Annotated in this window: 19 protein-coding genes and 2 pseudogenes; 10 read left to right on the forward strand and 11 right to left on the reverse strand. The window is 43.9% G+C overall.

Annotated elements, in window-relative coordinates; genetic code table 11:
* Positions 1-50: 50 nt before the first annotated feature.
* Positions 51-842 (reverse strand): 16S rRNA (guanine(527)-N(7))-methyltransferase RsmG, encoded by a 792-nt coding sequence (gene rsmG / locus DP114_RS27650; RefSeq protein ID WP_169268082.1) that lies wholly within the window; start codon positions 840-842, stop codon positions 51-53.
* A 353-nt stretch (positions 843-1,195) separates the two neighbouring features.
* Here rsmG and DP114_RS27655 point away from each other — a divergent pair, with 353 nt between their 5' ends.
* From DP114_RS27655 to DP114_RS27700, 10 genes are all read left to right on the forward strand, one after another.
* Positions 1,196-2,746 (forward strand): aromatic ring-hydroxylating dioxygenase subunit alpha, encoded by a 1,551-nt coding sequence (locus tag DP114_RS27655; protein ID WP_169268081.1) that lies wholly within the window; start codon positions 1,196-1,198, stop codon positions 2,744-2,746.
* A gap of 732 nt (positions 2,747-3,478) precedes the next feature.
* Positions 3,479-4,723: an ABC transporter substrate-binding protein gene (locus DP114_RS27660; RefSeq protein ID WP_171977646.1), complete on the forward strand. Its 1,245-nt coding sequence runs from the start codon at positions 3,479-3,481 to the stop codon at positions 4,721-4,723.
* A gap of 7 nt (positions 4,724-4,730) precedes the next feature.
* Complete coding sequence (locus tag DP114_RS27665; protein WP_169268079.1) at positions 4,731-5,681, forward strand: branched-chain amino acid ABC transporter permease; 951 nt, start codon at positions 4,731-4,733, stop codon at positions 5,679-5,681.
* Between the two features lie 15 nt (positions 5,682-5,696).
* A complete protein-coding gene (locus tag DP114_RS27670; RefSeq protein WP_171977647.1) occupies positions 5,697-6,158 on the forward strand; it encodes a cupin domain-containing protein in 462 nt (153 codons plus the stop codon).
* Positions 6,159-6,207: 49 nt separating this feature from the next.
* Positions 6,208-7,146 (forward strand): branched-chain amino acid ABC transporter permease, encoded by a 939-nt coding sequence (locus tag DP114_RS27675; RefSeq protein ID WP_171977648.1) that lies wholly within the window; start codon positions 6,208-6,210, stop codon positions 7,144-7,146.
* A gap of 19 nt (positions 7,147-7,165) precedes the next feature.
* On the forward strand, positions 7,166-7,963 hold the full coding sequence (locus DP114_RS27680; protein WP_169268076.1) for an ABC transporter ATP-binding protein: 798 nt from the start codon (positions 7,166-7,168) through the stop codon (positions 7,961-7,963).
* 293 nt (positions 7,964-8,256) lie between these two features.
* The gene (locus DP114_RS27685) at positions 8,257-8,997 is read left to right on the forward strand and encodes an ABC transporter ATP-binding protein (protein ID WP_169268227.1); all 741 of its coding nucleotides are present in this window, start codon (positions 8,257-8,259) and stop codon (positions 8,995-8,997) included.
* Positions 8,998-9,440: 443 nt separating this feature from the next.
* Entirely contained in the window at positions 9,441-13,265 is a 3,825-nt protein-coding gene (locus DP114_RS27690; RefSeq protein ID WP_171977649.1) for a PAS domain-containing protein, read from the forward strand.
* A 725-nt stretch (positions 13,266-13,990) separates the two neighbouring features.
* Positions 13,991-17,983, forward strand: a complete 3,993-nt coding sequence (locus DP114_RS27695; protein ID WP_171977650.1) for a Pls/PosA family non-ribosomal peptide synthetase — start codon at positions 13,991-13,993, stop codon at positions 17,981-17,983.
* Between the two features lie 150 nt (positions 17,984-18,133).
* A complete protein-coding gene (locus DP114_RS27700) occupies positions 18,134-18,931 on the forward strand; it encodes a M55 family metallopeptidase (protein ID WP_169268230.1) in 798 nt (265 codons plus the stop codon).
* Between the two features lie 151 nt (positions 18,932-19,082).
* Here the strand turns inward: DP114_RS27700 and DP114_RS27705 are convergent, their stop codons facing one another.
* From DP114_RS27705 to DP114_RS27750, 10 genes and pseudogenes are all read right to left on the reverse strand, one after another.
* Positions 19,083-19,649, reverse strand: coding sequence for an IS630 family transposase (locus DP114_RS27705; protein WP_246163437.1), 567 nt, complete (start codon positions 19,647-19,649; stop codon positions 19,083-19,085).
* Between the two features lie 23 nt (positions 19,650-19,672).
* Positions 19,673-20,041, reverse strand: coding sequence for a helix-turn-helix domain-containing protein (locus tag DP114_RS27710; RefSeq protein WP_246162836.1), 369 nt, complete (start codon positions 20,039-20,041; stop codon positions 19,673-19,675).
* A gap of 62 nt (positions 20,042-20,103) precedes the next feature.
* Positions 20,104-20,310, reverse strand: a pseudogene (locus DP114_RS27715) (efflux RND transporter permease subunit); the annotation flags it as partial.
* Positions 20,307-20,795 carry an efflux RND transporter periplasmic adaptor subunit gene (locus DP114_RS27720; protein ID WP_246162838.1) on the reverse strand — a complete coding sequence of 163 codons (489 nt, stop codon included), beginning with the start codon at positions 20,793-20,795 and terminating at the stop codon, positions 20,307-20,309. The gene DP114_RS27720 and the pseudogene DP114_RS27715, both read right to left, overlap by 4 nt.
* A 74-nt stretch (positions 20,796-20,869) precedes the next feature.
* Positions 20,870-21,739, reverse strand: a complete 870-nt coding sequence (locus DP114_RS27725) for a hypothetical protein (protein WP_169268231.1) — start codon at positions 21,737-21,739, stop codon at positions 20,870-20,872.
* 104 nt (positions 21,740-21,843) lie between these two features.
* Positions 21,844-22,041, reverse strand: coding sequence for a heavy-metal-associated domain-containing protein (locus DP114_RS27730; RefSeq protein WP_171977651.1), 198 nt, complete (start codon positions 22,039-22,041; stop codon positions 21,844-21,846).
* A gap of 191 nt (positions 22,042-22,232) precedes the next feature.
* On the reverse strand, positions 22,233-22,709 hold the full coding sequence (locus DP114_RS27735) for a heavy metal-responsive transcriptional regulator (protein ID WP_171977652.1): 477 nt from the start codon (positions 22,707-22,709) through the stop codon (positions 22,233-22,235).
* Positions 22,710-22,893: 184 nt separating this feature from the next.
* A pseudogene (locus tag DP114_RS35425) lies at positions 22,894-23,085 on the reverse strand (cupredoxin domain-containing protein); the annotation flags it as partial.
* A 226-nt stretch (positions 23,086-23,311) separates the two neighbouring features.
* Positions 23,312-23,851 (reverse strand): cupredoxin domain-containing protein, encoded by a 540-nt coding sequence (locus tag DP114_RS27745; protein WP_171977653.1) that lies wholly within the window; start codon positions 23,849-23,851, stop codon positions 23,312-23,314.
* Positions 23,852-23,997: 146 nt separating this feature from the next.
* On the reverse strand, positions 23,998-26,259 hold the full coding sequence (locus tag DP114_RS27750; protein WP_171977654.1) for a heavy metal translocating P-type ATPase: 2,262 nt from the start codon (positions 26,257-26,259) through the stop codon (positions 23,998-24,000).

Consider the following 26,259-nt stretch of genomic DNA (forward strand, 5'->3'; position numbering starts at 1 on the left):
AGGAACAGAGGAGAATTTTTGCTCACTCTACTCAAAAGCCCCATCTCCTCCTATAGTGGCTTTTGAGTAGGAACACCAACAGGACGGGGAAAGTGAACTGGTGTCGTTCGTACCTTCCGTAAGTAAAGACAGTGACGAATGCTTTCACTTAAGGGAGTTGTAAATTTGTCAACTAATTCAATAACACCTCCCAATTGGTCAACAGCATTTTCTAGAACTTTCGTTTCTTCTTCTGTCCAATTTCCACGATAGATCACAGCTAAACCACCCTGCTTAAGTAATGGTAGGGCATATTCAGCGCACACAGAAGCAGTGCCTACAGCGCGAACGAGGGCGACATCGTAATTTTGTCGGTGCTGGGGTTGTTGACCGACTTCTTCTGCTCTGCCAGTAAAAGTTTTAACATTAGTAAAATCAAGCGCAGCCCTTGTTTCTTCAAGAAAAGCAATCTTTTTTCGGGTAGAATCAAGCAAAGTCACAGTACTATTAGCTACTGCGATAGCAACTGGAAATCCCGGAAAACCCGCACCCGTACCGATGTCAATAACAGATAGGGGAGTAGAGGAAGTGGGGGAAGATAGGGAGGTGTTTTCTCCCTCAGCTGCGCCAACTCCTCCATCTCTGAGAATGGGCGCTATTCCTCGCAGAGAATCCCAAAGATGCTTTTCCCAAAACTCTTGGGGGTCGGTAATGCGAGTGAGGTTGAATTGGTTGTTACCCTGTAATATGAATTCGTAAAGTTGTTGGAATTGCACTTGCTGTTGGACAGTAGGAGTCCATTGGAGAGTTTCCTGCCAAATATTTGCCATATCCGGCAAAGAAGGCAATTTTAAGTTGTTCACAGTAATACAAATAGCTTTTAATTATATCCCAAGTTTTCTTTGTTTATTGTTAGAGTCATTTCATTGAGTGTAGGGTATAGGGTAACAATGCCCACTTTATTTATAAAACTGTAAGTTTTTTCTCTCTATTTAAAAATATTCTCAGTCGGCATCCCATTAGCGATACGCCAAGGGCGTCTGCGCTTTGCGCAATCGCCTGCATTACAATTTTCCTTTACATATTTTTACATAGTTACCTTTATTCACGCCTACCTACTTAGCAGCTTAATTATGGTTAATTTGCCGGACATCATATTACGGCGATTTTGTTAAAATTTATTAAAAATATCATCAAGAGCAAAAGAGTACCTACTATGGCTACTGAGATTACTCTGCAAGGGAATATGCGTGACGCAATAGCGTGTTCGGGAAGCGTCTCAAACAGCACCGCAGGGGCAAAGCCAATCGCAGAATTGAAACAAGGAGAGGAACTCACATTCCAATGGACAAAGCAGTGGTATCCAGTAGCTGTGGTAGAATTCCTAGACCCATCTCGCCCCCACGCAATGCAGTTACTGGGAAAAGATATTGTCTTATGGCGGGATGGCTCCGGTAAATGGCGTTGCTTTGAAGATTTTTGTCCACATAGACTCGCTCCTCTTTCTGAAGGTCGTGTTGAGGCTGATGGCACACTTTTATGTGCTTACCACGCTTGGCGCTTTGATTCTGAAGGGAACTGCGTTAGCATTCCTCAGTCACTAGACAAGCAGACAGAGGCAAAGCACTGCTCAAACCCCAAGTCATGTGCTGTTGCCTTTCCGACGCAAGAGTGCCAAGGTTTATTGTGGGTGTGGTCAGAGTCTGGTCCCCAGGCACAGAGCGAAAGTCAATTGAGGACACCGCGACTTGTTCCAGAACTTGAGAGTGATGCGGACAGGGTAGTACACCTTTTTTGGAACATACGTGATCTTCCTTATGGATGGGACTTTTTCATGGAGAATGTGGCAGATCCAGCCCATGTACCTGTTTCCCACCACGGAATTGTCGGAAACCGATATAAGGATGCCAAGTACTACGACATGATTCGAGTTCGGCAGATGTCTACCCAGGAAGGATTCTCCTTTGAAATAACACCAGTTGCTCCAAATCTCAAGCAAGCGGTTCATGACTTTCAACCACCCTCTCAGATGAAAATTGTCTCAACTTTTAAAGATGGCGGGCAGCTCATCCTCGCTTTATATGCTACCCCCACCCGTCCTGGATGGTGTCGTCATATCGGATGCCAAGTGTTAGTGAAGAATGAGGCTGGCAAGTTGCCGAAAGGTTTAGGATTCTTTGGGCTACCAATGCCAACTTGGTTAGGTCATGTATTGGCGTCCGTGTTTCTCCACCAAGATTCGGTCTTCCTTCATTACCAGCACAAAATTATAGCTCAACGGGGAAAAGGCAAATGGCTAGAGACAGTTTATACACCCAATCCCCAAGACAAGATGACGATCGCATTTCGTCACTGGCTATCCAACAGAGCCGGTGGTGGTATCCCTTGGGACTCAGGATGTAATCCTCATCTCCCTCTAGAAAAGTTAGACAAGGAAAAACTCTTTGATGTGTGGACAACTCATACTCAAAATTGCAGCTATTGCCAGAATGCCCTGAAAAACATTAATCGTCTCACTATGCTGGCTTATATAGCAGCTGTTGTGTGCTTATGTATAGGTGTAATTGTGGATGCACGGGCTGTAGCGATAAGGGTTGCGCTAACGAGTGGTGGGCAAACGGCTACATCCCTTTTTACTGTTGTTCCCCCTACAGGATTCTGGTTGGCGCTTGGCGGCACAATCCTATTTGCAACTGTAGGATACTTGCTCAAAAAGTTCAGTCGCCTCTTCTACATTTATAAGTTTGAACATGCCGACAATAATTGATCTAAGCTGTTACGCTTTTAAATTGTATAAAGCGATTGCCTACGGCAATCGCTTCCGGAGAAATGGAATCTGTGAACATGTTTTAGCTTCCGCCGCAACTCATCTAAATTTGTGCAATGTTCCCAGGACAGTTCGTACTTAATGTGTTCCCATAAGCGTTCAATAGGGTTAAGCGACTGACTGTTGGCAGGCTGAAAAATTGGAATGATGTTATCGGGCCATTTAAGTCCAAAAATTTTTAGTGGAAGAACCATCTGCCAATACCGCTACGAGTCATTGAGTACGCAATCGATGTAATCCCAGGGTTGTGAAAAAACCTGTATCAAAATTTCGTTCCAAAAAACCAAAACACAGAGGTACTGGACAACGAATTGATGCTCCTGTTTTCTGCATCCTCAGTACAGCCTAGCCTTAACTGAACCGTATTGTGCTATATATAACAGGTCTAGTTTTTTAGAAAACTAGACCATTGCATAATTTAAACTTTTGCCCATTTTTCTTAACTTGAGATGAAAGCCTAAAAATGGCATAGTATCTGTAAATTGTTGTTAACCAAGAAGTTTTGTGAAAACGATTTGGAAGATTTAACTTTGCAGTCCGGAGATAAAAATGATTTAATACGATTCTTGCCAAAATACTTTTAATGAGTATGGTGATTCTACAGAAACAGTCTTGAACTATAAACAGTCTACTTTTTGTCAAGACTAATACTAAATTTAGCATTCCTTGACCATGAAACAACCTACGACGATTACAACTGCAATATTTGCTACTTGTGCTATCCTGTTGACAGCCTGCGGCGGTGGCACTAACAGTAGTCCAAATACTGGAACGAATTCCACCCCAAATTCCTCAACTGACGCCGCCGCAACAACTACATCTGGTTCTATTCCCGTGGGTATTGCTTTCGCACAAACCAGCAACGTGGCGTTACTCGGTCAAGAAGGAGTCGCCGGGGCAAAGATTGCTGAAAAGTATTTTAATGATAAGGGTGGTGTGAATGGCACTCCGATTAAATTAGTGCTTCAAGACGCGGGTGGTGATGAAGCAGGAGCAATTAACGCTTTTCAAACTTTAATTAATAAAGATAAAGTTGTTGGTATTGTTGGTCCTACTTTATCACAGCAAGCTTTTAGCGCTGATCCCATTGCTGAAAGAGCAAAAGTTCCTGTTATTGGTGCATCCAATACCGCTAAAGGAGTTCCAGAAATCGGAGATTACATCGCGCGTGTTTCTGCACCCGTTTCTACCGTTGCACCTCTTTCAATAAAAGCTGCACTCAAGCAAAATCCTCAGCTGAAAAAAGTTGCAGTTTTTTTTGCTCAAAATGATGTCTTTAGTAAGTCAGAAACAGAAATTTTTCAGAAGACAATTAAGGATCAGGGACTAGAAATAGTCACAGTGCAAAAGTTCCAAACAAGTGACACTGACTTTCAGTCTCAAGCCACGAATGCTCTGAATTTAAAACCAGATTTGATAGTCATTTCTGGCTTAGCTGCTGATGGCGGAAACTTAGTGCGACAACTGCGAGAACTTGGTTACAAAGGCTTAATTGTTGCGGGAAATGGTTTGAACACAGCAAAAGTTTTCGCAGTTTGTCAGCAAGCGTGCGATGGAGTGATTATTGCACAAGCCTACAGTCCACAGCAACCAGCAGAAGTCAATAAGCAATTCCGCGCTGCATATGTAAAGCAATTTAAGGAAGAACCGCCTCAGTTTAGTGGTCAAGCTTTTACTGCTGTGCAAGTGTATGTAGAAGCTTTAAAAGCTTTAGATAAAAAGTCGAAAATTAGTACAATGTCTATTACTAAATTACGTACAGAATTGAACAAGCAGCTTTTAGGAGGAAAGTATGAGACTCCTCTAGGTGAGATTGCTTTTACACCTGTAGGCGATATCATTCAAAAAGAATTTTATGTTGCCCAAATTAAGGTAGATAAAGATACTAAAAAAGCTACTTTTTCCATTTTAAAATAGTTGCAATATGAATATATCTATATTTACGCAACAATGTTTGAATGGGTTATCTATTGGCAGTATTTACGCTATATTTGCCTTAGGATATACCCTTGTTTATTCTATTTTGGGCATCATTAATTTGGCTCATGGTGCGGTTTTTACTCTTGGTGCATATTTTACATATACACTCATGGGCGGTGCCTTTGGATTTAATGGTGTGCTAGCTAATGCATCGCTACCTATAGAATTACCATTTGCTGTTGCCTTGATTTTGGGAAGTAGCATAGCGGGGTTAGTTGGGGTGATAATTGAACGTATTGCCTTTCTACCTTTGCGAAAACGAAATTCTGACTCCTTGCTAACCGTTGTCTCTAGTTTGGGCGTGGGAGTCGTTATTGTTAACTTAATCCAGTATCTAGTAGGAGCCGAAAGTTACACATTTCCAGCAAATACTTACGGTAATTTGCCACCATCTATTAACTTTGGAACTTCTGGAAATCCCATTCCGATTCGCACTGTTCAAATAGTGATTTTTGCGATATCAGTCGTGGTTGTCGCAATGCTGACTTGCTTTATTAATTATACAAAGCATGGTAAAGCCATGCAGGCGATCGCAGAAGATCCAACAACAGCAAGTTTGTTAGGAATCAATAGCGATCGCTATATTGTGCTGACATTTTTTATCAGCAGTTTTCTAGCAGGAGTAGCGGGAACTTTAGTTGCTTCTAGTGTTAGTATTGCTGGACCATATTTTGGTCTTAGTTTTGGGTTGAGGGGTTTATCGATCATTGTATTAGGTGGTTTGGGCAGTATTCCCGGTGCGGTACTGGGAGGTTTGGTTATTGGATTGGTTGAGGCGTTTGTCCCAGGTGAATTTTCAGGCTACAAAGATGCTGTTGCTTTTGGCATCCTGTTTATTATGTTGTTAGTTCGACCTCAAGGTTTACTTGGGCGTCGGTTTGTCCAGAAAGTTTAGTCTTTGGTCATTCTCATGATTATCGACCCAGAAAAAGTCCCTACTGAAAAACGCTCGAATTACCCCGATGAGTTCAAGCCAATGGTTGCAGGACGAATTCGACAACGGTTAGGCAATTTTGCAGGACTAAAAAACTTTGGGGTGAATTTGGTGAAATTAGAACCTGGAAGCTGTTCTGCTTTGCGACATTGGCATTCACATCAAGATGAATTCATATATGTCTTGGAAGGTGAGTTGACTTTAATCACAGATGCAGGTGCCGAAATTCTCAAACCGGGAATGGCGGCAGGATTTCCAGCCAATGAGGCAAATGGACATCATTTAGTTAATCGCTCATCGGTGGTTGCAGTTTATCTGGAGGTAGGCGACCGCACTCTCTATGACGAAGCGACTTATCCTGATCATGATTTGATGACACAAGCTGATCCTGATGGGAAGTTCAGCGGATTTATCCACAAAGATGGAACACCTTACTAAAGGTTAGTCAAAACTCTTGGTCAAAACTTTTGGTCAAAACTATATTAAGATGGCTGAATTTTTCGCTACTTACGGTTCTCTTATCGTCTCTATGGTAATAGGGGCCTTGCTGGGGCTATCGTTATACTTGCCACTTATGGCAGGACAGTTATCTATGGCAAGCCCTGGTTTTTATGCTTTGGGTGGTTACACTGCTGCGATTCTCTCTACAACTGTTTTTGCTTCCAAGAGTAACTCATTCCCCATTCCACTACTCTTAGTGGAGATGTTGATTGCTGCAGTTATTTCTGGTTTAGTGGGGGTGGCGGTGGGAATTCCGGCGTTGCGGTTGCGGGGGATTTATTTGGCGATCGCCACCATTGCTTTTGTAGAAGTTCTGCGAGTCATATCCCTAAATTTGGATATTACAGGTGGTGCTGTCGGCATTTTTGGTATCCCTCAACCTTTTGAAACACCAATTGAATATTTATGGATTGTCCTACCATTGCTGTTCATTAGCATTGCATTCATTTACCGTTTAGAACGCATCCGAGTCGGAAGAGCATTTATCGCTATCCGTGAAGATGAATTGGCTGCTGGTGCGATGGGAGTTAATGCAACTTACTATAAAGTTTTGGCATTCACCTCAGGATGTATTCTGGCTGGAATGGTTGGTGCAGTTAGCGCCCATTTTCTCAACACCTGGAATGCACGTCAAGGAACCTTTGATGCTAGTATTATCTACTTAACTTTTGTGTTAATTGGTGGTTCCAGAACTTTCTTAGGTCCAGTTGTTGGAGGTATGGTATTTACAGCTTTGCCAGAAGTATTGAGATCAATAGCAGATACAAGCGGTTTACCTTCTTGGTTTGCGCAATTTCTACGAGATGGTAGATTAATTCTCTTTGGATTACTTATAGTGATTGGTACAATATTTTTCCCCCAAGGTCTTGTCACTCCAGATTTCTTGAAAAAATGGAGAAAGCGCAGTAATAGTATTTTTAAATAAATCTATTTAAATAAATACAATGAATCAAGAAAGTTTCACTACAAGTCAGTTGGGATTACCAATATTAGAGGTGAAAAATCTCACTCGCCGTTTTGGGGGATTAGTAGCGGTTAATGACGTCTCTTTCACAATAACTCAGTTTGAAATATTTGGACTCATTGGTCCCAACGGGGCTGGTAAGACAACTTTGTTTAATTTGATGACAGGCTTTATCACACCTTCTAGTGGACAATTACTTTATCATGGTGCCGATTTTTCTCAATTACATCCTCACCAAATTGCAAGTTTAGGTATTGGACGAACATTCCAAAATATTCGCTTATTTGCTGAACTATCAGCATTAGAAAATGTGAGAATTGCGCGTGATTGCCGTATCAAAACTAATACGTTTAAAGGTATTTTCGGATTGCCACCGGCTCCTAGGGAAGAACAAAAAAGTAAGCAAAAAGCTTTAGAATTACTAGAGCTTGTTGGTTTAGGTGAGCGTCTTGACGAAAAGGCTAAAAATTTTTCCTATGGCGACCAAAGACGACTAGAAATTGCCCGTGCCCTTGCCTTAGAACCGCAAATTTTACTGTTAGACGAACCAGCAGCAGGCATGAACCCTAATGAAAAGCAACAACTAAGTAAATTTATCCGTAATCTACGGGACAAATTCCACTTGACGATAATTCTTATTGAGCATCATGTCCCCTTGGTTATGGGTTTGTGTGACCGTATTGCTGTCTTAGATTTTGGTCAGTTGATTGCTTTGGGGGAACCATCTGTTGTTAGAAGTAACCAAGCTGTTATTGAAGCGTATTTAGGTAACGATTAAGGATATGAAATCAGTGAACAGTGAGTCCAGTGCTGCAGAGAGAAGTGCCTTGCGCGGGTTCCCCGCGTTGTGGCAACTAGCCCCGAAGGGGGCGCTACGCAAACGGAGAGGGTTTCCCGACAGAGGCATCTGGTGAGACAGCGCTGCAGGAGGGTCTCCCTCCGTAGGCGACTGCGTTCGCGTAGCGTCTCCGCAGGAGATACCCGAAGGGCGAACCCGAAGGGTTAACAGTAAACAGTAAACATTTATTTGATAACTGTTTACTGATAAATTTTAATCACGAATGTAGACAAATGAATACAGATGTTTTAAATAATCAACAAGATTTTCCAATATTAGAAATCAAAGACCTTTATGTTAATTATGGGGGAATTGAAGCTCTACAAAAAATTAACTTATTCGTGAACAATGGTGAGGTTGTTACCCTCATAGGTGCTAATGGTGCTGGCAAAACGACGACTCTCCGCGCTATTTCCAAAATAATTAATCCTCGCCACGGCACAATTATGTACAGCGGACGCAATATTACGCGTCGCCAACCTCATGAAGTTGTACAATTGGGGATTGCCCACTGTCCTGAAGGAAGAAGAGTATTAGCTCGGCAAACAGTTTTAGATAATTTACTTTTGGGTGCTTATATTCGCTCTAATCAAACAGAGGTGAGAAATGATATTCAGTACCAATTTGAGATGTTCCCGCGTTTAGCACAAAGGCGTCATCAACTTGCAGGAACTCTCAGTGGTGGTGAACAACAAATGTTAGCAATAGCTCGTGCTTTGATGAGTAAACCTAAACTTTTGCTTTTAGATGAGCCTAGCTTAGGTTTAGCACCAACAATTGTTCGTGAAATTTTCAGTATTATTCAGAATCTGCGTGCAACAGGCGTTACTATCCTTCTAGTTGAACAAAACGCCAATCTTGCCCTACAAATTGCAGACCGTGGTTATGTATTAGAAGCAGGTTGCATTACATTATCAGGTGCAGCATCACAATTAATTACTGATGAGCGAGTGAAAAAAGCTTATTTGGGTTGATGAAGCCGTGCAGTCAAAAAAATATACCAAAAGATAGTTGATTCAACGAGTGCCTACGTTTTTTGATAGAAAATACATGGGATGACTTGTCGCTGTTTAATGACTTTAGTGAAAAGGAAAAAGTTATTTGAGCATTTAGACCAGTTGCAACATACAACAGCAACCCTGTGTCCTTAAAATTATATATAGAAAGCTTTCGTGATCATCGCTCACACCAGTCAGTTGTTGATTTTCTCAGATCTTGCACCTTCCCCTGAGTACGCCTTGAACTCAAGTTCAAGGCTTATAACCAAAGTCCGTTAAAACGGACTGGTATGTATATTCAGTAAGCTTTAGCTTACTTGAACTTTGAGCCAAGAAATTTATTTCTTGGCGGGCCCAAAAGCTGGTGCAAGATCTCAGTTTTCAAATCCTAATTTTTTCACCAGTTCCCCTAGAACTAAATGTTGCCTGAACACTCCTTACCGAAACTACCTCTCCCAATCACTGACACAAACCGGTTGGCAGTACTCCATCGGTACGATATCCTGGATACTCCGCCGGATGCTGCATTTGATGATCTGACGCAATTAGCAGCTCAGATTTGCCAAACTCCAGTCGCGCTTATTACTTTTGTGGATGCTGATCGCCAGTGGTTTAAGTCGAGCTTTGGAGTGCAAATGACGGAATTACCATTGGATATAGGGTTTTGTCCTGCTATTGTTCAAACGGGAGACTCGTTAATCATTCCAGATACGCAAGCAAATCCAGAGTTTGCCACAAATTTAGCAGTGTCTGATAACGGTCTACGTTTCTATACAGGAGTTCCCCTGACCACGTCAGACGGCTATGTTGTTGGAACGCTGTGTGTGCTGGATTTTGTTCCACGTCAGATGAGTGAAAAGCAAATCAATGGCTTACGCATTTTAAGTCGTCAAGTGATGACGCAACTAGAACTACGGCTGTCTGCTCGGAAAGTGGCTCAAACGAATATAGCATTGACTGCTGTATCTGCTGGTGTTGCAACAAGCGTAGGAGAAACGTTTCTTTACTCGCTCGTGCAACATTTGAGTAAGGCGTTAGGCGTGAAGTATGCTTACATTGGGTTGTTAGCAAAGCATGAACCAGAAGTGATTGAAGCGATCGCAGTCTGTGCAGATGGACGCATCGTAGACAACTTCGAGTATTTGCTGCGCGACACCCCTTGCCAAGAAGTCATCCAGCAACGCAAGCTGTGCTGCTATCCCCACAACGTGCAGCAGCAGTTTCCAGACGCCCCCCTGTTGGCTCCATTTCAGGTGGAAAGTTATGCCGCAATTCCCTTCTACGACTCGACAGGTGCTGCACTCGGTTTGCTGGGTGTGATGGACGACAAACCTTTAGAGGCGATTGCATTAACCGAATCACTCCTAACAATCTTTGCTGTACGGATTGCTACAGAATTAGAACGACAGCTAGCAGAGACATTGCTGTACGACAGTCAACACCGAGTTCAAAACCTGCTTGCCAATATGCCAGGGATGGTGTACAGGTATGTTCCTGGTGTAGATGGTTCAAGTCGCTTTGTTTTCGTTAATTATGGCTGCTACGACTTGTTTGAAATAGAACCAGAAACTGCACTTCAAGATGCCAATTCCATTTGGGACTTAATCCACCCAGAAGACTTAGCCTCGTTTCAAGTGTCGGTTGCTTATGCGATTGAGCATTTTCTGCCGTGGGACTGGGTGGGACGTGTGATCACCCCTTCAGGGCGACTCAAGTGGATTCAAGGTCGATCCAGTGCAGAGGAAACCTTAGATGGAATTGCATGGGATGGCTGGCTAATTGATATTACTGAACGCAAGCGCGTTGAAGCAGCCTTAGGAGAACGCGATCAACAGCTTAAACTTGCACTTGAAACCAGTAAGCTTGGCTCCTGGCAACTTGATCTCAAGACAAACGTTTTATCTGTCTCTAACCAATGCAAAATGAACTTTGGTGTTCCACTTTCATCTGAGTTTTCGCACCAGATTTTGATGCAACGGATCCATCCAGATGATCGGGCTTGGGTGCAAGCAGCGATACAAGACTCAATCGTTAATCGCACTGATTACGATGTGGAGTACCGCACCGTTTGGGACGATGCTAGTATTCACTGGGCGCTGGTGCGAGGTTGTCCGATTTATGACAGAGCAGGCAATCCTGAGCGTATGATGGGTATGTCAATGGACATCACTGCTCGCAAACAAGCTGAAGCTACTCTGCGAGAAAGCGAAGCGCGATTACAGTTTGTGCTCGACTCTTGCCAGATTGGTGAGTGGGATTTAGATTTGACGACTCAACCTTATAGCGCGAGGCGATCACTCAGACACGACCAAATTTTTGGTTATGACTCACTGCTGCCAGAATGGAGTTACGAAATCTTCTTAACATACGTTCACCCTGATGATCGAGCTTCTGTTGCTCAAAAGTTCCAGCACACGCTCTCAACTTGGGCAGATTGGGATTTTGAATGCAGAATTATCAGCTCGGATGGACAACTTCGTTGGATTTGGGCGAAGGGTAGTGTTTACCGAGACGCGGACAACATTCCGTCCCGATTGCTAGGAGTGGTGGTTGATTTTACCGAACGTAAACAAGCACAAGCGTCACTGCGCGAAAGCGAAGAATTAAATCACCAAATTTTGGAGAGCAGCTACGACTGTATCAAGGTATTGGACTTAGATGGAAAAATACTCTACATCAATTCAGGTGGGCAGCGTTTACTAAATATTTGTGACTTGGGCTGTTATCTCAACAGCGATTGGATACAATTTTGGCAAGGTGAGGACCGACAAGCAGCACAAGCTGCGATCAGAGCGGCGTTATCAGGTGGTGTAGGTCGATTTCAAGGTTACTGTCCCACCGCCGATGGAATTCCAAAATGGTGGGAAGTGATGATTTCGCCGATTTTAGATTCCACAGGAGAGGCAGAACGACTGCTGTCCATTTCACGGGACATAACTGATCGCATTCAATTTGACATAGAACGAGATCGTATCCTTGCTCAAGAACAACAAGCAAGGGCAGAAGCTGAACGAGCAAACCGTATCAAAGACGAATTTTTAGCAGTCCTCTCCCACGAATTACGCACACCGCTTAATCCAATTCTGGGATGGTCAAAACTTCTGCAACAGGGTAAACTCGATGCTGCAAAAACGGCTAACGCCCTTGCTACAATTAATCGCAACGCCAAATTGCAGGTGCAGCTGATTGACGATCTCCTCGACGTCTCCCGAATTCTGCGCGGCAAGTTGAGCTTGACGATAACACCTGTTAATCTTAGCACGGTAATTTGTGCCGCCCTCGAAACAGTTCGATTAGCCGCAGAAGCAAAATCGCTACAGATTCAAACAACCATCCCGGAAGCAGTCGGCACAGTTAACGGTGATGCCGGACGATTACAACAAGTGGTATGGAATCTCCTAACCAATGCAGTGAAATTTACTCCTGCAGGCGGACAAATAGCTGTTGAATTAACCCAAGTAGGAAGTAACGCCCAAATCCAAGTCAAAGACACAGGAAAAGGAATTGGTTCTGACTTTTTGCCGTACGTGTTTGAGCATTTCCGCCAAGAAGATGGAGCAACAACACGCAAGTTTGGCGGGCTGGGGTTAGGGCTGGTGATCGTCCGGCAAATAGTTGAAATGCACGGTGGAACTGTCACAGTAGATAGTCCTGGTGAAGGGCAAGGAGCCACCTTTACTGTTCAAATTCCGCTTGCTTGCCAGTCAAATGAACTACCTACTCCACAGCAATCATCATCTCATACAGGCGACTTGAGCGGCATTCGCATCTTAGTGGTAGATGATGAGGCAGATTCGCGGCAGTTCGTCGCTTTTATTTTAGAGCAAGCAAATGCGATTGTTACAAGCGTTGGATCTGGGATTGATGCACTCCAAGCTTTTTCCCAATCAATTCCCGATATCATCGTCAGCGATATTGGAATGCCAGAGATGGATGGCTACATGATGATGCGTCAAATTCGTGCCCTTCCGGTTGAGCAAGGTGGACAGGTTCCGGCGATCGCCTTGACAGCTTATGCTGCAGAAGTTGATCAAGAGCGAGCGATCGCAGCAGGATTTCTACATCACATTGCCAAACCAATTGATCCAGATGCTGTGCTTGCGATCGTTCTTAACACCACATGTGTTAGGAAACACAGGGGTGTAAGGGGAGCCAGTGCCGGGGTGAGGCAGTCTGGTCTTGGGGGTTTCCCCCATGAGGAACTGCCGAAAGGGTTCCCCGACTTGAGGCATCTGGCGTTGTAAGCTCAGATCTTGCATCATATAGCAGGGAGCAGGGAGCAGCTTTAATAGTTGATGTCCTAATCTACCTGGCAACTGCTATAACTTTCGTCCGCCAAGAAATAAATTTCTTGGCTCAAAGTTTACAGCAGTTTTCATATGAATAGACCACAAATCGTAGGGTGGGCATTGCTCAGAAAAGCCTATGTAATAGACATTTGAGATCTTAGTGAGCAATGCCCACCTTACAGAAAACGGCTGTAAGTCCGTTAAAACGGACTCTTGTTAGTTTTTGAGTCCGTTTTAACGGACTTGGGTTATTAGCCTTGAACTTGAGTTCAAGGCATACTATCGCTGAGGTGCAAGATCTCAGTAAGGGAAAAAGTATTTCTTTCATTCGTAGAAAATCCTACTGATGGATTTCCATAACAAGTACCAATGAGTATTGGTACTATGTTCCTCTTGTCACAATATTGCCATTTTCTTGACATTCTCGCGCCATACAAACCGATTAAACTTCTTGGTTGTGTAGAGAAGTTCAATTATCCCTACACTATCTTTCTTCACAAATGTCTTTCTAATTTAAAACAAGAAGCCGTTCTGAACGCCTTTTTTACTAGCTTGAAAATCAAGGAAATTCGTGTGTCAAAAAATTGAAATCGTATTGTTATTTATTGTCGCTTTAGCTCTTTACAAGTGGCATAGTAGGCGTCGCACTCAATTCAAATACTTGTCATATCAGGTGTCTAATGGAAAATAAATATTCTAAATTCAACACGCAACAGTATTCCAAAACAAATGATTCTATAAATACTCAATTTTATAAGCTAGGAAAACCACCACAACGTCTTCACTACTTTTTTGAAACACAATGTGATGCCAACCCCGACATTACTGCTCTTATCTGCGATACAGAACGTCTGAGTTACGCTGAGCTGGACGCACGAGCTAATCAGTTAGCTAATTACCTTTTGCGTAGAGGTATCCGTTCAGGGAGCAGGGTTGGTATTTTGCTCGAACGCTCGGTTAACACTTATGTGACATTGCTGGCGATACTAAAGTGTGGTGCTGCGTTTGTACCGCTTGACCCGTCCTTCCCGCAAGACAGAATTGCCTTCATTGCTGAAAATGCGTCCCTGAATCTGTTGGTAACAACTAGTCAGTTTGTTGACATAACTGCCGGAGTGTGCTGCCAAGTCTTGTTGCTTGATGCTGTAGCCGGAGCGATAGCAATTCAACCAGCAAACCGTATTGCAATTGCAGACTCTGTTGACGAACTTTGCTACATCATTTACACCTCAGGCTCAACAGGTCGTCCCAAAGGTGTTGCAGTTAATCATTCCAGCATCTGTAATTTTCTTACGGTATGTACACCAATTTATGGTGTGACTTGTGGCGATCGCGTCTATCAAGGTATGATTCTTGCCTTCGATTTCTCGATTGAGGAAATTTGGCCCACCTTTATCGTCGGTGCAACGCTAGTGGCTGGTCCAACCAATCACCGACGACTTGGTTCTGAACTCACCGATTTTCTGATTGAGCACGCGATAACGGTGATGTACTGTGTACCCACACTGTTGGCAACTATTGATCGTGATCTGCCTTTACTGCGGACTTTAATAGTTGGCGGTGAAGCTTGTCCCCAATATCTGGTAGAACGCTGGAGCCGACCAGAACGACGGATGCTCAACACCTACGGACCGACTGAGACAACAGTCACTGCACTCTGGACGGAACTATTTCCTGATCAGCCGGTGACAATCGGCAAACCTTTACCCACTTATAGCGTCTATATTCTGGATGAGCAGTTGCATCCAGTTCCTTCCGGGGAAGCGGGGGAAATCTGCATTGGCGGTATTGGTGTTGCACAAGGTTATGTCAACTTGCCGGAACAAACCGCCGCCAAGTTTGTCTGCGATCCATTTGAGCAGAACGATCCTCAAGCAAGGTTGTACCGGACGGGTGATCTGGGGCGAGTAACACCCAACGATGAAATTGAATATTTAGGACGCATTGACACTCAAGTCAAAATCAGGGGTTACCGCATTGAGTTGACGGAAATTGAGACAGTTTTGTTAGAAACCCCAGACGTTGAAAATGCTATTGTCTCTTTGGTGTCTATTAGCACAACTGTTGAGGAATTGGTCGCCTACATCACACTGCGTGTTCCTGTTGCCGATTCTGAAGAACTGAAAAATCGTTTGCATACAGTATTAAGGCACCGCTTACCCAGTTACATGGTGCCAGCTTTCATCGAAATTTTGGATACCATTCCGACGCTACCCAACGGTAAGGCAGACCGCTCAAAGTTGCCTGCGCCAACCCAAAGGATGCAACGTCAGCATCGTAGTGATCAGACGCTGCCCGTCACCTTATCAAAGCAGGAGTCGGCGATTGCCAACATCTGGCAAAAGCTTTTTCCCCACGCCCAAATTTCTATAAAGGATGACTTCTTCCTCGACTTGGGAGGACACTCACTTTTGGCTGCCAGCTTGGTGTCTCAATTGCGAGAGCAACCTGAGTTTAGTCACGTCTCCATGCTTGATGTCTATCAATGCCCTACCATTGCTGGATTAGCAACCCGGTTGACGCAACAAACAGCTTTGCCAAATGTTCCAACTGCCCCTCTTCCCTTCCATCGTACGAGTCGCAAACGCTACCTGAGGAGCGTAACCGTTCAGGCATTAGGACTAATAGTCATTCTATTTTGCTTTGCCTTACAGTGGTTGCTACCTTATCTAACCTACACTTGGATGCAGGAGAACGACGCCAGCAATCTTCAGTCCGCTTTCTTGTCCATCGCTACTTTGGCAGGAATTATTCCCTTAATGCTTGGGTTCTCCATTGTTGCGAAGTGGCTGCTTCTAGGACAAGTGAAGCCAGGAAAGTATCCGCTTTGGGGCAGTTTTTACTTGCGCTGGTGGTTTGTCAAGAACTTGCTATCGATTACACCATTGCACTTCTTGAGTGGTACTCCGTTGCTCAATGTCTACTACCGACTGCTAGGAGCTAAAATCGGAACCAATGTTTACCTGAATTCGGTTAATATCGATGTTCCTGACTTGGTAAGTATTGGTGCAGATAGTAGCCTTGGCTACGAAGCACGATTGCTAAATGCTACACTGGAACACGGTTGGCTGGAAATTGGTTCGATTAAGATTGGCAATCGTTGCTTTGTCGGTGCTAGTGCTGTACTAAGCCAAAACACAATCATCGAAGAAAATGCCAGTCTGGAAGATTTATCAATGCTGCCACCGCTGCAACGGATTCCAGCAAGGGAAGTTTGGGCTGGTTCTCCTGCTGCTAAAGTGGGAATCAACGAAAGCAAAATGATATCCCGTCCTGCGCGACTGCGACGAATTTATTTTGGCACTCTCCAGGCAATTTTATTGCTGACGCTACCAATTTTAGAACTTCTGCCAATTCTTCCTGGAGTCGAGCAAATGTACTCCATTAGTGATCAGAAACATTGGCTGCTTTTGTCACCTTTGATAGCCTTATCGTTTGTCATCTTGATGGCATTACAAATTGCCGCACTCAAGTGGTTAATCGTTGGACGCGTCAAACCTGGCTCATATCGCTTAGACAGTCATCGTTACGTAAGATTGTGGTATGTTGATAAGCTGATGGCATTGAGCCTCGATATTATTCGTCCGCTTTACGCCACCCTGTATCTGCTACCTTGGTATCGCCTGCTGGGAGCAAAGCTAGGATGGCGGGCAGAAATCTCTACACCATCCTCTTTGGTTCCGGATTTAGTGACAATCGGCGATGAAAGCTTTATTGCAGATGGTGTGATTATGGGTGTACCCAGAGTTGAGTGTGGACGCATACATTTGCAATCAACAAAGATTGGTAAGCGTGCCTTCATTGGTAACAGTGCTTTACTACCAGCAGGCGTGATCATTGGCGATGACACCCTCATTGGCTGTATGTCTGTTACTCCCGCTGATAAAAGCTTAGTTGCTAAACCCGATACCTCCTGGTTCGGTTCCCCAGCCATTAACCTACCACAACGGCAAGTTGTCCAGGGTTTTTCAGTGGAATCGACCTACAAGCCACCGATGAGTTTGGTGCTGCAACGCATGAGCTTTGAGGCAGTTCGAGTGCTGTTCCCTCTTAGTTGGATCGTCGTTCTAAGTTCAGTACTTATTGATACAATGATTACGCTGAACGATGATTGGGATGAATCAGCATTGATACTCATGTTGCCGTTCCTCTATCTCGGTTTTGGACTAGTAGCCACGGCGATCACTATCATTGCTAAATGGCTAATTATCGGTCGGTATAAATCGACAGAACGTCCTTTATGGTCGAATTTCGTGTTTCGCTCGGAACTAGTTACTTGTATCCATGAAACCCTGGCAGTTCCCTTACTGGTGGATATGCTGCGAGGCACTCCCTTTATTAACTGGTATTTGCGCTTAATGGGCTGCAAAATTGGTAAACAGGTTTACACCGATACCACCGATATCACCGAATTTGACACAATAGAGGTTGGGAATGATGTCGCACTCAATAGTAATTGTGGTTTGCAAACCCACCTGTTTGAAGACCGTGTAATGAAGATATCAACCGTGACTATTGGCGATCGCTGTTCGGTAGGCAGTGGTGCGATCGTTCTCTACGATACTGTCATGGAACCCGATTCCAACCTGGGCAATCTGTCCATGCTGATGAAAGGCGAATCCCTACCTGCTAGTACCTCTTGGGTGGGTTCACCTGCCCGGATTGCTGAGTAGAGGGTGTAAGAGTGTAAGGGTGTAAGGGTGTAAGGGTGTAAGGGAGTAGGGGTGTAGTAGGGTGTAGGGTGGGCACTGCGTGCTACATAACCGAGGAAGATAAGAAGCAGTGCCCACAACAATCAATTAAGATGGCAATTAAGATACTCTATGAAAATCTATATCAGCGCAGATATCGAAGGAATAGCTGGAATCAGTCACTGGGATGAAGCGACGCTGGGTAAACAACAATACGATATCTTTCAAGAGCAAATGACTCGTGAAGTCATTGCAGCATGCGAAGGAGCAATAGCTGCTGGTGCAACTGAGATTATTGTTAAAGATGCCCATGACACAGGCAGAAATCTTGATCCCTATCGATTACCATTACCAGCACAACTTATTAGAGGATGGAGTGGTCATCCCTACAGCATGGTTCAAGAATTAAATAGCAGTTTTACTGCATTAATTTTGATTGGCTACCACTCACGGGCTGGATCTGCGAAGAATCCTCTGGCGCATACTTTGAGTGAAGACTTAAACTGTATTCTGCTCAATGATCAACCCATAGCCGAGTTCCATTTAGTAGCCATGACTGCAGCGTATGAAAAAGTTCCTGTCGTATTTGTGTCTGGAGATTCTGCTTTGTGTCAAGCTGTGAAAGTTTATGACACAAATATTGAAACAGTTAGTACTAAGAAGGGAATTGGTGAGTCAGTATGGACGATTCATCCTGAGGAAGCTGTTAAGCAAATTCAAGCAGGTGTAGAAAGTGCATTGCAGCATCAACATCAAATTGAGGTGAAACCCTTGCCTGAGAATTTTAAGCTTGAAGTGCAATACAAGCATCCACCCGATGCTTACGAAAATTCCTTTTATCCAGGAGCAAAACTACAAGGCGAACAATCAGTTATCTTCGAGACAGATGATTGGTTCGAGGTGATACGTGCGCTTTGCTTTATTGTCTGATTGCTTGTTGAGTGACCGAAGGTGTTGTAAATGAAGATGGGAAGTTACTTGTTTCTGGAGTTTAGACTAAGACATGCAAAAAGACCCAGCAGGGGTGAGTTAATCACAGACATAGTGAGATTATGAATAATCTAGAGTATTACAGCGGTTTTCATATGAATAGACCACAATGAGCAAACCAGCCCCAAGCATCATCAGATGAGATTTGCTTAGTAACAATCAAGGGATAAATTTGGTTAAGAGCTTGGTGGGTTCGAGCTTTTGCGGTACGCAAACACTGCTTCAGTTTTGACCAGCATAATTCGATGGGGGACAAATCAGGTGAATAAGGAGGCAAAAATACAACTTTTGCACCCACAGATTCAATTACGTCTTGAATAACCTGTGCATGATGCACTGACAAATTATCCATGACTACAACTGCTCCCACCCACAATTGAGGTGCTAAAATCTCCTGAACATAGGTCAGAAATACATCGGTGTTGACACTACCTGAAATGCTCATAGTGGCTATGAGTCCGTCTAAACTCAGTCCGCCAATTAATGATATGTTTTGTCCTCGATTTTTGGAGCAAGAATCGTACAACCGCTCGCCACATATTGCACGACCATTGAGTCGGGTCATTCCCAAATTTATACCGGACTGATCCACAAACACCAAATTGTGGGGGTCCACGCCTAGTACCCAATCCCGATATTCAAAACGCATCCGTTCGATTCGTGGACTATCTTGTTCGCTGGCTAACGGCTGTTTTTTTTTGTGGTCAAACCCAGTTTTTGAACTGTACGGTGCATTGTTGGCACACTGACTTGTAACCCGCGTCGCAGTGCCAAACGCTCACATAATTCTACCAATAAGGCATCTGGTTGTTCGCTCACTAACTGCTGCACTAGTGGTAAATCTTCGACTTGAATTTTAGCGATCGCTCCACCCCCGTGATGTTTTGGACTCACTTGTCCTGTATTCTCATACAGACGAATTAAGCGTTGAACAAACGATAAGCTAACCTTAAAGCGTTTGGCTAGTTGTCGTTGTGACCCTTCATTCGCTTCATAAGCATTGATCACACGTTGGCGTAGATCGGTTGAATAGGGGGCAGGCATAAGCATAAGTATTTTTACTCTTCTTATAGCTTATCAAAATTGTAGTCTACTCAATTGAAAACCGCTGTAATGTCATAATCCGGCTCAAAAGTGATGGTAATTGTGCTATTACCGTCATTGCTGCTGGTCGAATTCATATATCTCATGCCTTCGACCCCATTAATCTGTCGCTCTAAAACCGATGTCACGGTTTCTTCGACGATTTGGGCACTGGCTCCAACATAGTTAGCTGTGACGCTAATTTGAACGGGGCTAATGTCTGGATACTGCTCTACCTGAGTACCGCTGTTGCATTTTTAGCTTCGGCTTGGGCGCTTTTAGCTTCTGCTTGGGCTGTTTCTAAATCAGCTTGAGTGGACTCATAAGCTGCAATTCTACTGTCAACAGAAGCTTGTTGCTGTTTTGCATCAACCTTCAAAATCGGAGTACCTTTTTTAACCCGCTCTCCTGGTCGAACAAATATCTGAGAGACTTGACCCTGAATTCTCGGTCGCAGAGTGACAGAACGACGAGACTGAAGACTTGCAATAAACTCTGCACTTTCTTCTATAGTGGCAGTTTGCACCGTCGCAACTTGTACCTTTGTTGCCGGGGGTTGGCTAGCTGCCGTTGGAGGTGATTCCTTACCCGGAGCCAAAAACCACCAAAATCCAACACTGCCACTAACTAGCAGCAAGGCTAACATTGTCCAGAAGCTCAGTGGTAACTTTGGGGCGAACTGACGGTTACTATTTGAAGGTCGAGACTCAGAAGATTCCATAACTCACCAACAATTAAAGCGATGTAAAACCTAGAGAAATCAGAATGCATCAGAACTGTAGTACCAGTTCTTTGTTAGTTCGCCTTTACCCAAAAATCAGCTGTGACAATTTTACCATTGCGATTGAACTGTCCCCAAAGCTTGTATAGTCCAGGTTTGGGAAAGCTGGTCACAAACTGAACTCGTCCGGGAGTTGTATCTTTTACTGCGTGAGCATGGATATAATCAGCGGAAGTGAGCGAGGTAGATTGACGCAGAATCACCAAGTGTCCCCGTTCACCCATGTAAGGCTGTAAATCGGTGACAGGTTGATTATTAGCGCCTTTGAGATTGAACGTTACAGCAACTTCCTCACCCGCTTTCACTGTTTCGGTAGATAGCTCTAAATTGACCTTGGTGTTGGTAAATGTTTGACTACGCTTGAAGTTTATATCCGGGGAAGATGAACTGTTGCCTGGAACTTGGGTTTTGAGTGTCGAGACTTGCTGAGTCTGTCCACTAGGTTTGTAATCACTAAAGAGTGTATACCCTCCAGATTGGGGTAATTGAGCCTCGACGGTAAAACGCCCGTTGCCTTCATAACGTGGATGCAGATGATCGAAAAACCGAAGATCATCACTGACGACGATTAAATGCATGAGTTTTTCGTGGGAAACATCAAACTTGTCGATAGGTTTCGCTGTTGCATCTTGAACGTTAATTATTAATGGGACAGGAGCATTAACTGCGACCGTTTCTGGAACCGTAAGTTTTGCTTGAATTGCTGCATTTGTTTTTGTGTCACTTGAATCATTCATCGAATGTCCTGTGTGATTTTCTGCTTGTGTTGAATGCTGATCGTTGTGTTGTTGAGCTAAAACTGCCGTTGATGATTCTTGAGCATTAGGTGATGTCGAGCAACTTTGTGCAAATAATAGAGTTGCAGTGGTCGCGAGCACAGTCATCAATATTTTCATGAAACATTACCTGGAAGATAGTGCGAATTTCTGTAGATCAGCTATCAGCAGAGTACAAACTAATAGCTGATGGTAATATAATCAATTACAAATTAAGCCGCTGATGGATAGCCTACCGACGCGATCGCTGTCTCAATCGCTGTTCTGGATGCTTGAGTTTCTACGTTAATTAATTTCGTTTTTGGGTCAGCTTGAACAATAGCGTTAGCATCAACCTTTTTAATTGCCTCAGTGATAGTTTTGGCGCAAGCAGAGCAAACCAGTTTAGGGACTTTAAGTTGTAGTGTCATAGCTGTAAATAACCTTTTTTGAGATAATTTATCGTGGAGTTAGATGTGTGATTGAATAACTCCACCTCATCTAAAATCACCTGAAATCCTCTATTTAACTGGAGAGTCAAGGGGGATAGAAAAAATTTTTGAATGTTTGGTGTCACCGTTCGCGCCATAGACAGTAAATAAAGATACTCAGAGAAAAAAAGTTAGTTTTCGTGTCTCAAAAAGGTTAAGTCTAAGCTAGATTTTTCATCACTATGTGTGTCAGTGATCGCTTGTTCAATAATTGGACAGATAGTACTTTCAGGTATTTCATAAACAGCTTGCCAGCCTGAAAGTAGTCGTTCTAACTCTAATTTCAAGACCTGTAGCTGTTCAATTTGGTATTCGATTGCTGTAACTTTATCATTCAGTTTTGCTTTGATGTGGTCGCAGGGTAAATCCCCTTGGTCATGCACATCCAAAAACTCTTTAATCTCTAACAAGCTCAATCCAAGGCTCTGGGCACGCTTGATAAAGCTTAGGCGGGTAAAAACATTTGAGTTAAATAATCGAAATCCACCCTCAGTTCGGTCCGAAGCCTTGAGCAAGCCCAGTTCTTCGTAGTAACGAATTGTTTTGATGGAAATACCACTTTCTTTAGCAACTAAACCAATTTGCTTCAGTGTTTCTTGGACTAACATAATTAACTCCTACTTATTAGTAAGACGTACAACAAAGGAAACCGTATAGTTAACTATGTATCTCTCTCATTTTTATGAGAAATTTGTACAAGAAAGTGTGCCCAGTGCGTTTGGGAAGGTAGTCTAGACAAAGGTATTGGTTGCTAGTTATCAAGCTCACGCTGGGCGCAGATGCTCCCGGTTTTCATGCTGAAATCTGCGTAGAAAACTGCTCTGTGCGAAGAGCATTCGATGGCTCTACTTCAATCACACCGCGAAACATATTCATGCCACAGGTAAAGGCGTATTCTCCAGCTTTTTCAGGTGTGAACTCGATTGTAGTTATTTCATTCAAGGGTAGATCGGCAGCAATGCCAAAATCAGGAATCAGTACTTGAGTAAGACAACCACTAGGATCTTGACGGTTGAAAGTTAAGTTGGACTCTTTGCCCTGCTTGGACTACAATATGCTCGGGTGTGTAGTCTTTATCAACCTGAACAATAATTTTCTGAACTCCCTGTTCTACAATGGCGTGTACAACCCCTTTTCCAGTCTTGTTCTGGTTTACAGGTGTTGTTATTGTCGGTTGAGTATCTGGGATGATTTCATGCTCTTTTGGAGATTAAACTTGCCCAGTTTCGACTTTAACTTCGCCCCGAAACATATTCATGCCACAGGTAAAGGTGTAAGTTCCTGGTTCGTTAGGAGTAAACTCAATAGGAGTAACTTGGTTCAGGGGTAACTCTTGGGCTATGTGGAAATCAGGAAATCGGATTTCTTCAAGGCAACTGCTGGGATCTTTGCGGTAGAAGTTGAGTCGCACTCTTTGAAGAGCATTAACTACCACTTGGCTTGGTTCATACCCACCATCAACAGTAATTGTTACCTCCTGAATGTCCTGCTTTGATTGTGCTTTTTGCGACTTTGGTTTACTCAACAGAAACCACCATAACTCCAGTGCGATCAATCCTAATCCGCCAGCAGTAACGATACCTTTTGCCCATAGGGGTTGTTCGATGCGACGGAACTGACTTGTTTGCTTTGTTTGAGATGGTTGCATTTGTTCGTGGGACATTTGTGCAACTGCTTTGTTAGAAGCAATTCCAAACACCAATCCCAAACTCACAACACTGCCAATGATTGCTATTGCTATTTTGTTCATGATTTAAACATCTCCGTAGCGCGAATGTAACTACATTGCAAGCTATGCTAATGCGCCGGAAATAGCTCCGAGTAAAAATCCAAATCCTGCCAAGGTTGCGAAAAATGTTACATTTTTAAGCATCGTTCATACTCCTTGTGATTTATTCAACCAATTGTTTTAGGTTGGAAATTACGCAAACGCAGCGCATTCGTGACTACAGAGACAGAACTAAACGCCATTGCTGCACCTGCAATGATGGGACTAAGCAGCCAACCGAAGAAGGGGAAAAGAATTCCTGCTGCAATTGGAATACCAGCAACGTTATAGATAAAGGCAAAGAAGAGATTCTGACGAATGTTGCCAATCGTGGCACGAGAGAGTTGAATGGCGGTGACAATACCTTGTAAATCGCCAGAGATCAGGGTGATGTCACTCGCTGCGATCGCCACATCTGTTCCTGTTCCAATTGCCATCCCGACATCGGCTTGAGCCAGCGCCGGTGCATCATTGATACCATCCCCCACCATTGCTACAATCTTACCTTCCGACTGAAGTTTCTCAACAGTCTCGGCTTTCTGTTCCGGGCGAACTTCAGCTAAGACTCGCTTGATACCCACTTCACGGGCAATCACTTCGGCTGTACGGTGATTGTCTCCGGTCAACATTACGACTTCCAATCCCATTTTCTGCAATGTGCGAATTGCGTTTACAGAAGATGATTTCACCGCATCGGCAATGCCCATAATCCCTTGGATTTTGCTATTTACCGCAATCCAGATAACCGTTTTACCAAGATACTCCAAACGATCCCAATGTTCCTGCAATGCACTTGTATCGATGCCTAACTCGTTCATCCAACGGTGGGTGCCAATTTGTATCCATTGATTTGATACATATCCTTGCACACCACTACCCGCAATGGCTTCAAACTCCTGTGCATCGGTCAATTCCACACCTTGAGATTTCGCATAATTTACAACTGCCTCCGCAAGAGGATGTTCTGAATTGCGTTCAACAGATGCTGCAAGGCGCAGAAGATTTAGCTCGTTGCCATTGGCTGTACCCTTGACGCTTACAAAATCGGTGACAGTGGGCTTACCCTGCGTAATTGTACCTGTTTTGTCGAGAACGACAGTCTGAAGCTTGTGCGCGAGTTCCAGACTTTCTGCCCCTTTGATGAGGATACCATTTTCTGCACCCTTACCTGTTCCCACCATGATAGAAGTCGGCGTTGCCAAGCCAAGAGCGCATGGGCAAGCAATAATTAACACACCTACAGTGGTAATCAGTGCCATCGTCACATTGCCCATGATGTTGTACCAGATAATGAAAGTGGCGATCGCAATGGCAATCACAGCTGGTACAAACCATCCAGTCACTTGGTCAGCTAATCGCTGAATCGGTGCTTTTGAACCTTGGGCTTGTTGGACTAGCTTGACAATCTGCGCCAAGAATGTATCTTTACCCACTCGGGTCGCTCGGAATTTGAAGCTGCCAGTTTTGTTAATCGTGGCTCCGATAACTTCATCACCTGGTTGCTTCTTCACAGGAAGACTTTCACCTGTCACCATTGCCTCATCAATAGTTGAGGAACCATCAATAATCTCGCCATCCACTGGAATCTTTTCACCCGGACGTACGAGAATCACATCACCTTTAATCACTTGGGCAATGGGAATGTCAACCTCTTTGCCATCACGAATCACACGAGCAGTCTTTGCTTGCAAGCCCATCAACTTACGAATTGCTTCAGAAGTTTGTCCTTTGGCACGATTTTCAAGCAGTCGTCCCAGCAAAATCAGAGTGATGATAACTACAGCTGCTTCGTAGTACACATCAGCTGGTAATCTTTGTTGAGTGAAAAACCCAGGCAAGAAGGTGGGGAAGAGGGAATAAAGATAAGCGGCAAGAGTACCAATCGCCACCAAGGTATCCATTGTTGCTGCGTGACGTTTCAGGGCTTTCCAGGCATTGATAAAGAAGGATGAACCACACCAGAACAAGACTGGAGTCGCCAGCACAAGCTGTAACCAAGGATTATGCATCCACATGGGAATAAAGGGAATGGATAATCCCGTCATCATCGGTAGCGAACCAATGACCAGAATAGCGCTGACAATGCCGCCAACCCAAACTTTTCTGACTAACGCTCGATTTTCGGCTTGGCGTACCTTCTGCTCTGCATCATCGTCTGCGGCAAATAAATCATCGTCTTGCATAGGTTGAGCAGAGTATCCCACCGCATTCACTGCCTGGCAAATTGCTTCTGGGTTAGTTTTTTTGGGGTCATAAGTGACAGTAGCTTGCTCTGCCCCAAAGTTTACGCTACACTCATTCACACCCCTGACGGAGCTAATCGCATCTTCAATGATTTTAGCGCAAGAGGCACAACTCATGCCCCGCAGTTTCAGATTTGTGTTTTCCAT

Source organism: Brasilonema sennae CENA114, from assembly GCF_006968745.1.
Lineage (GTDB): Bacteria > Cyanobacteriota > Cyanobacteriia > Cyanobacteriales > Nostocaceae > Brasilonema > Brasilonema sennae.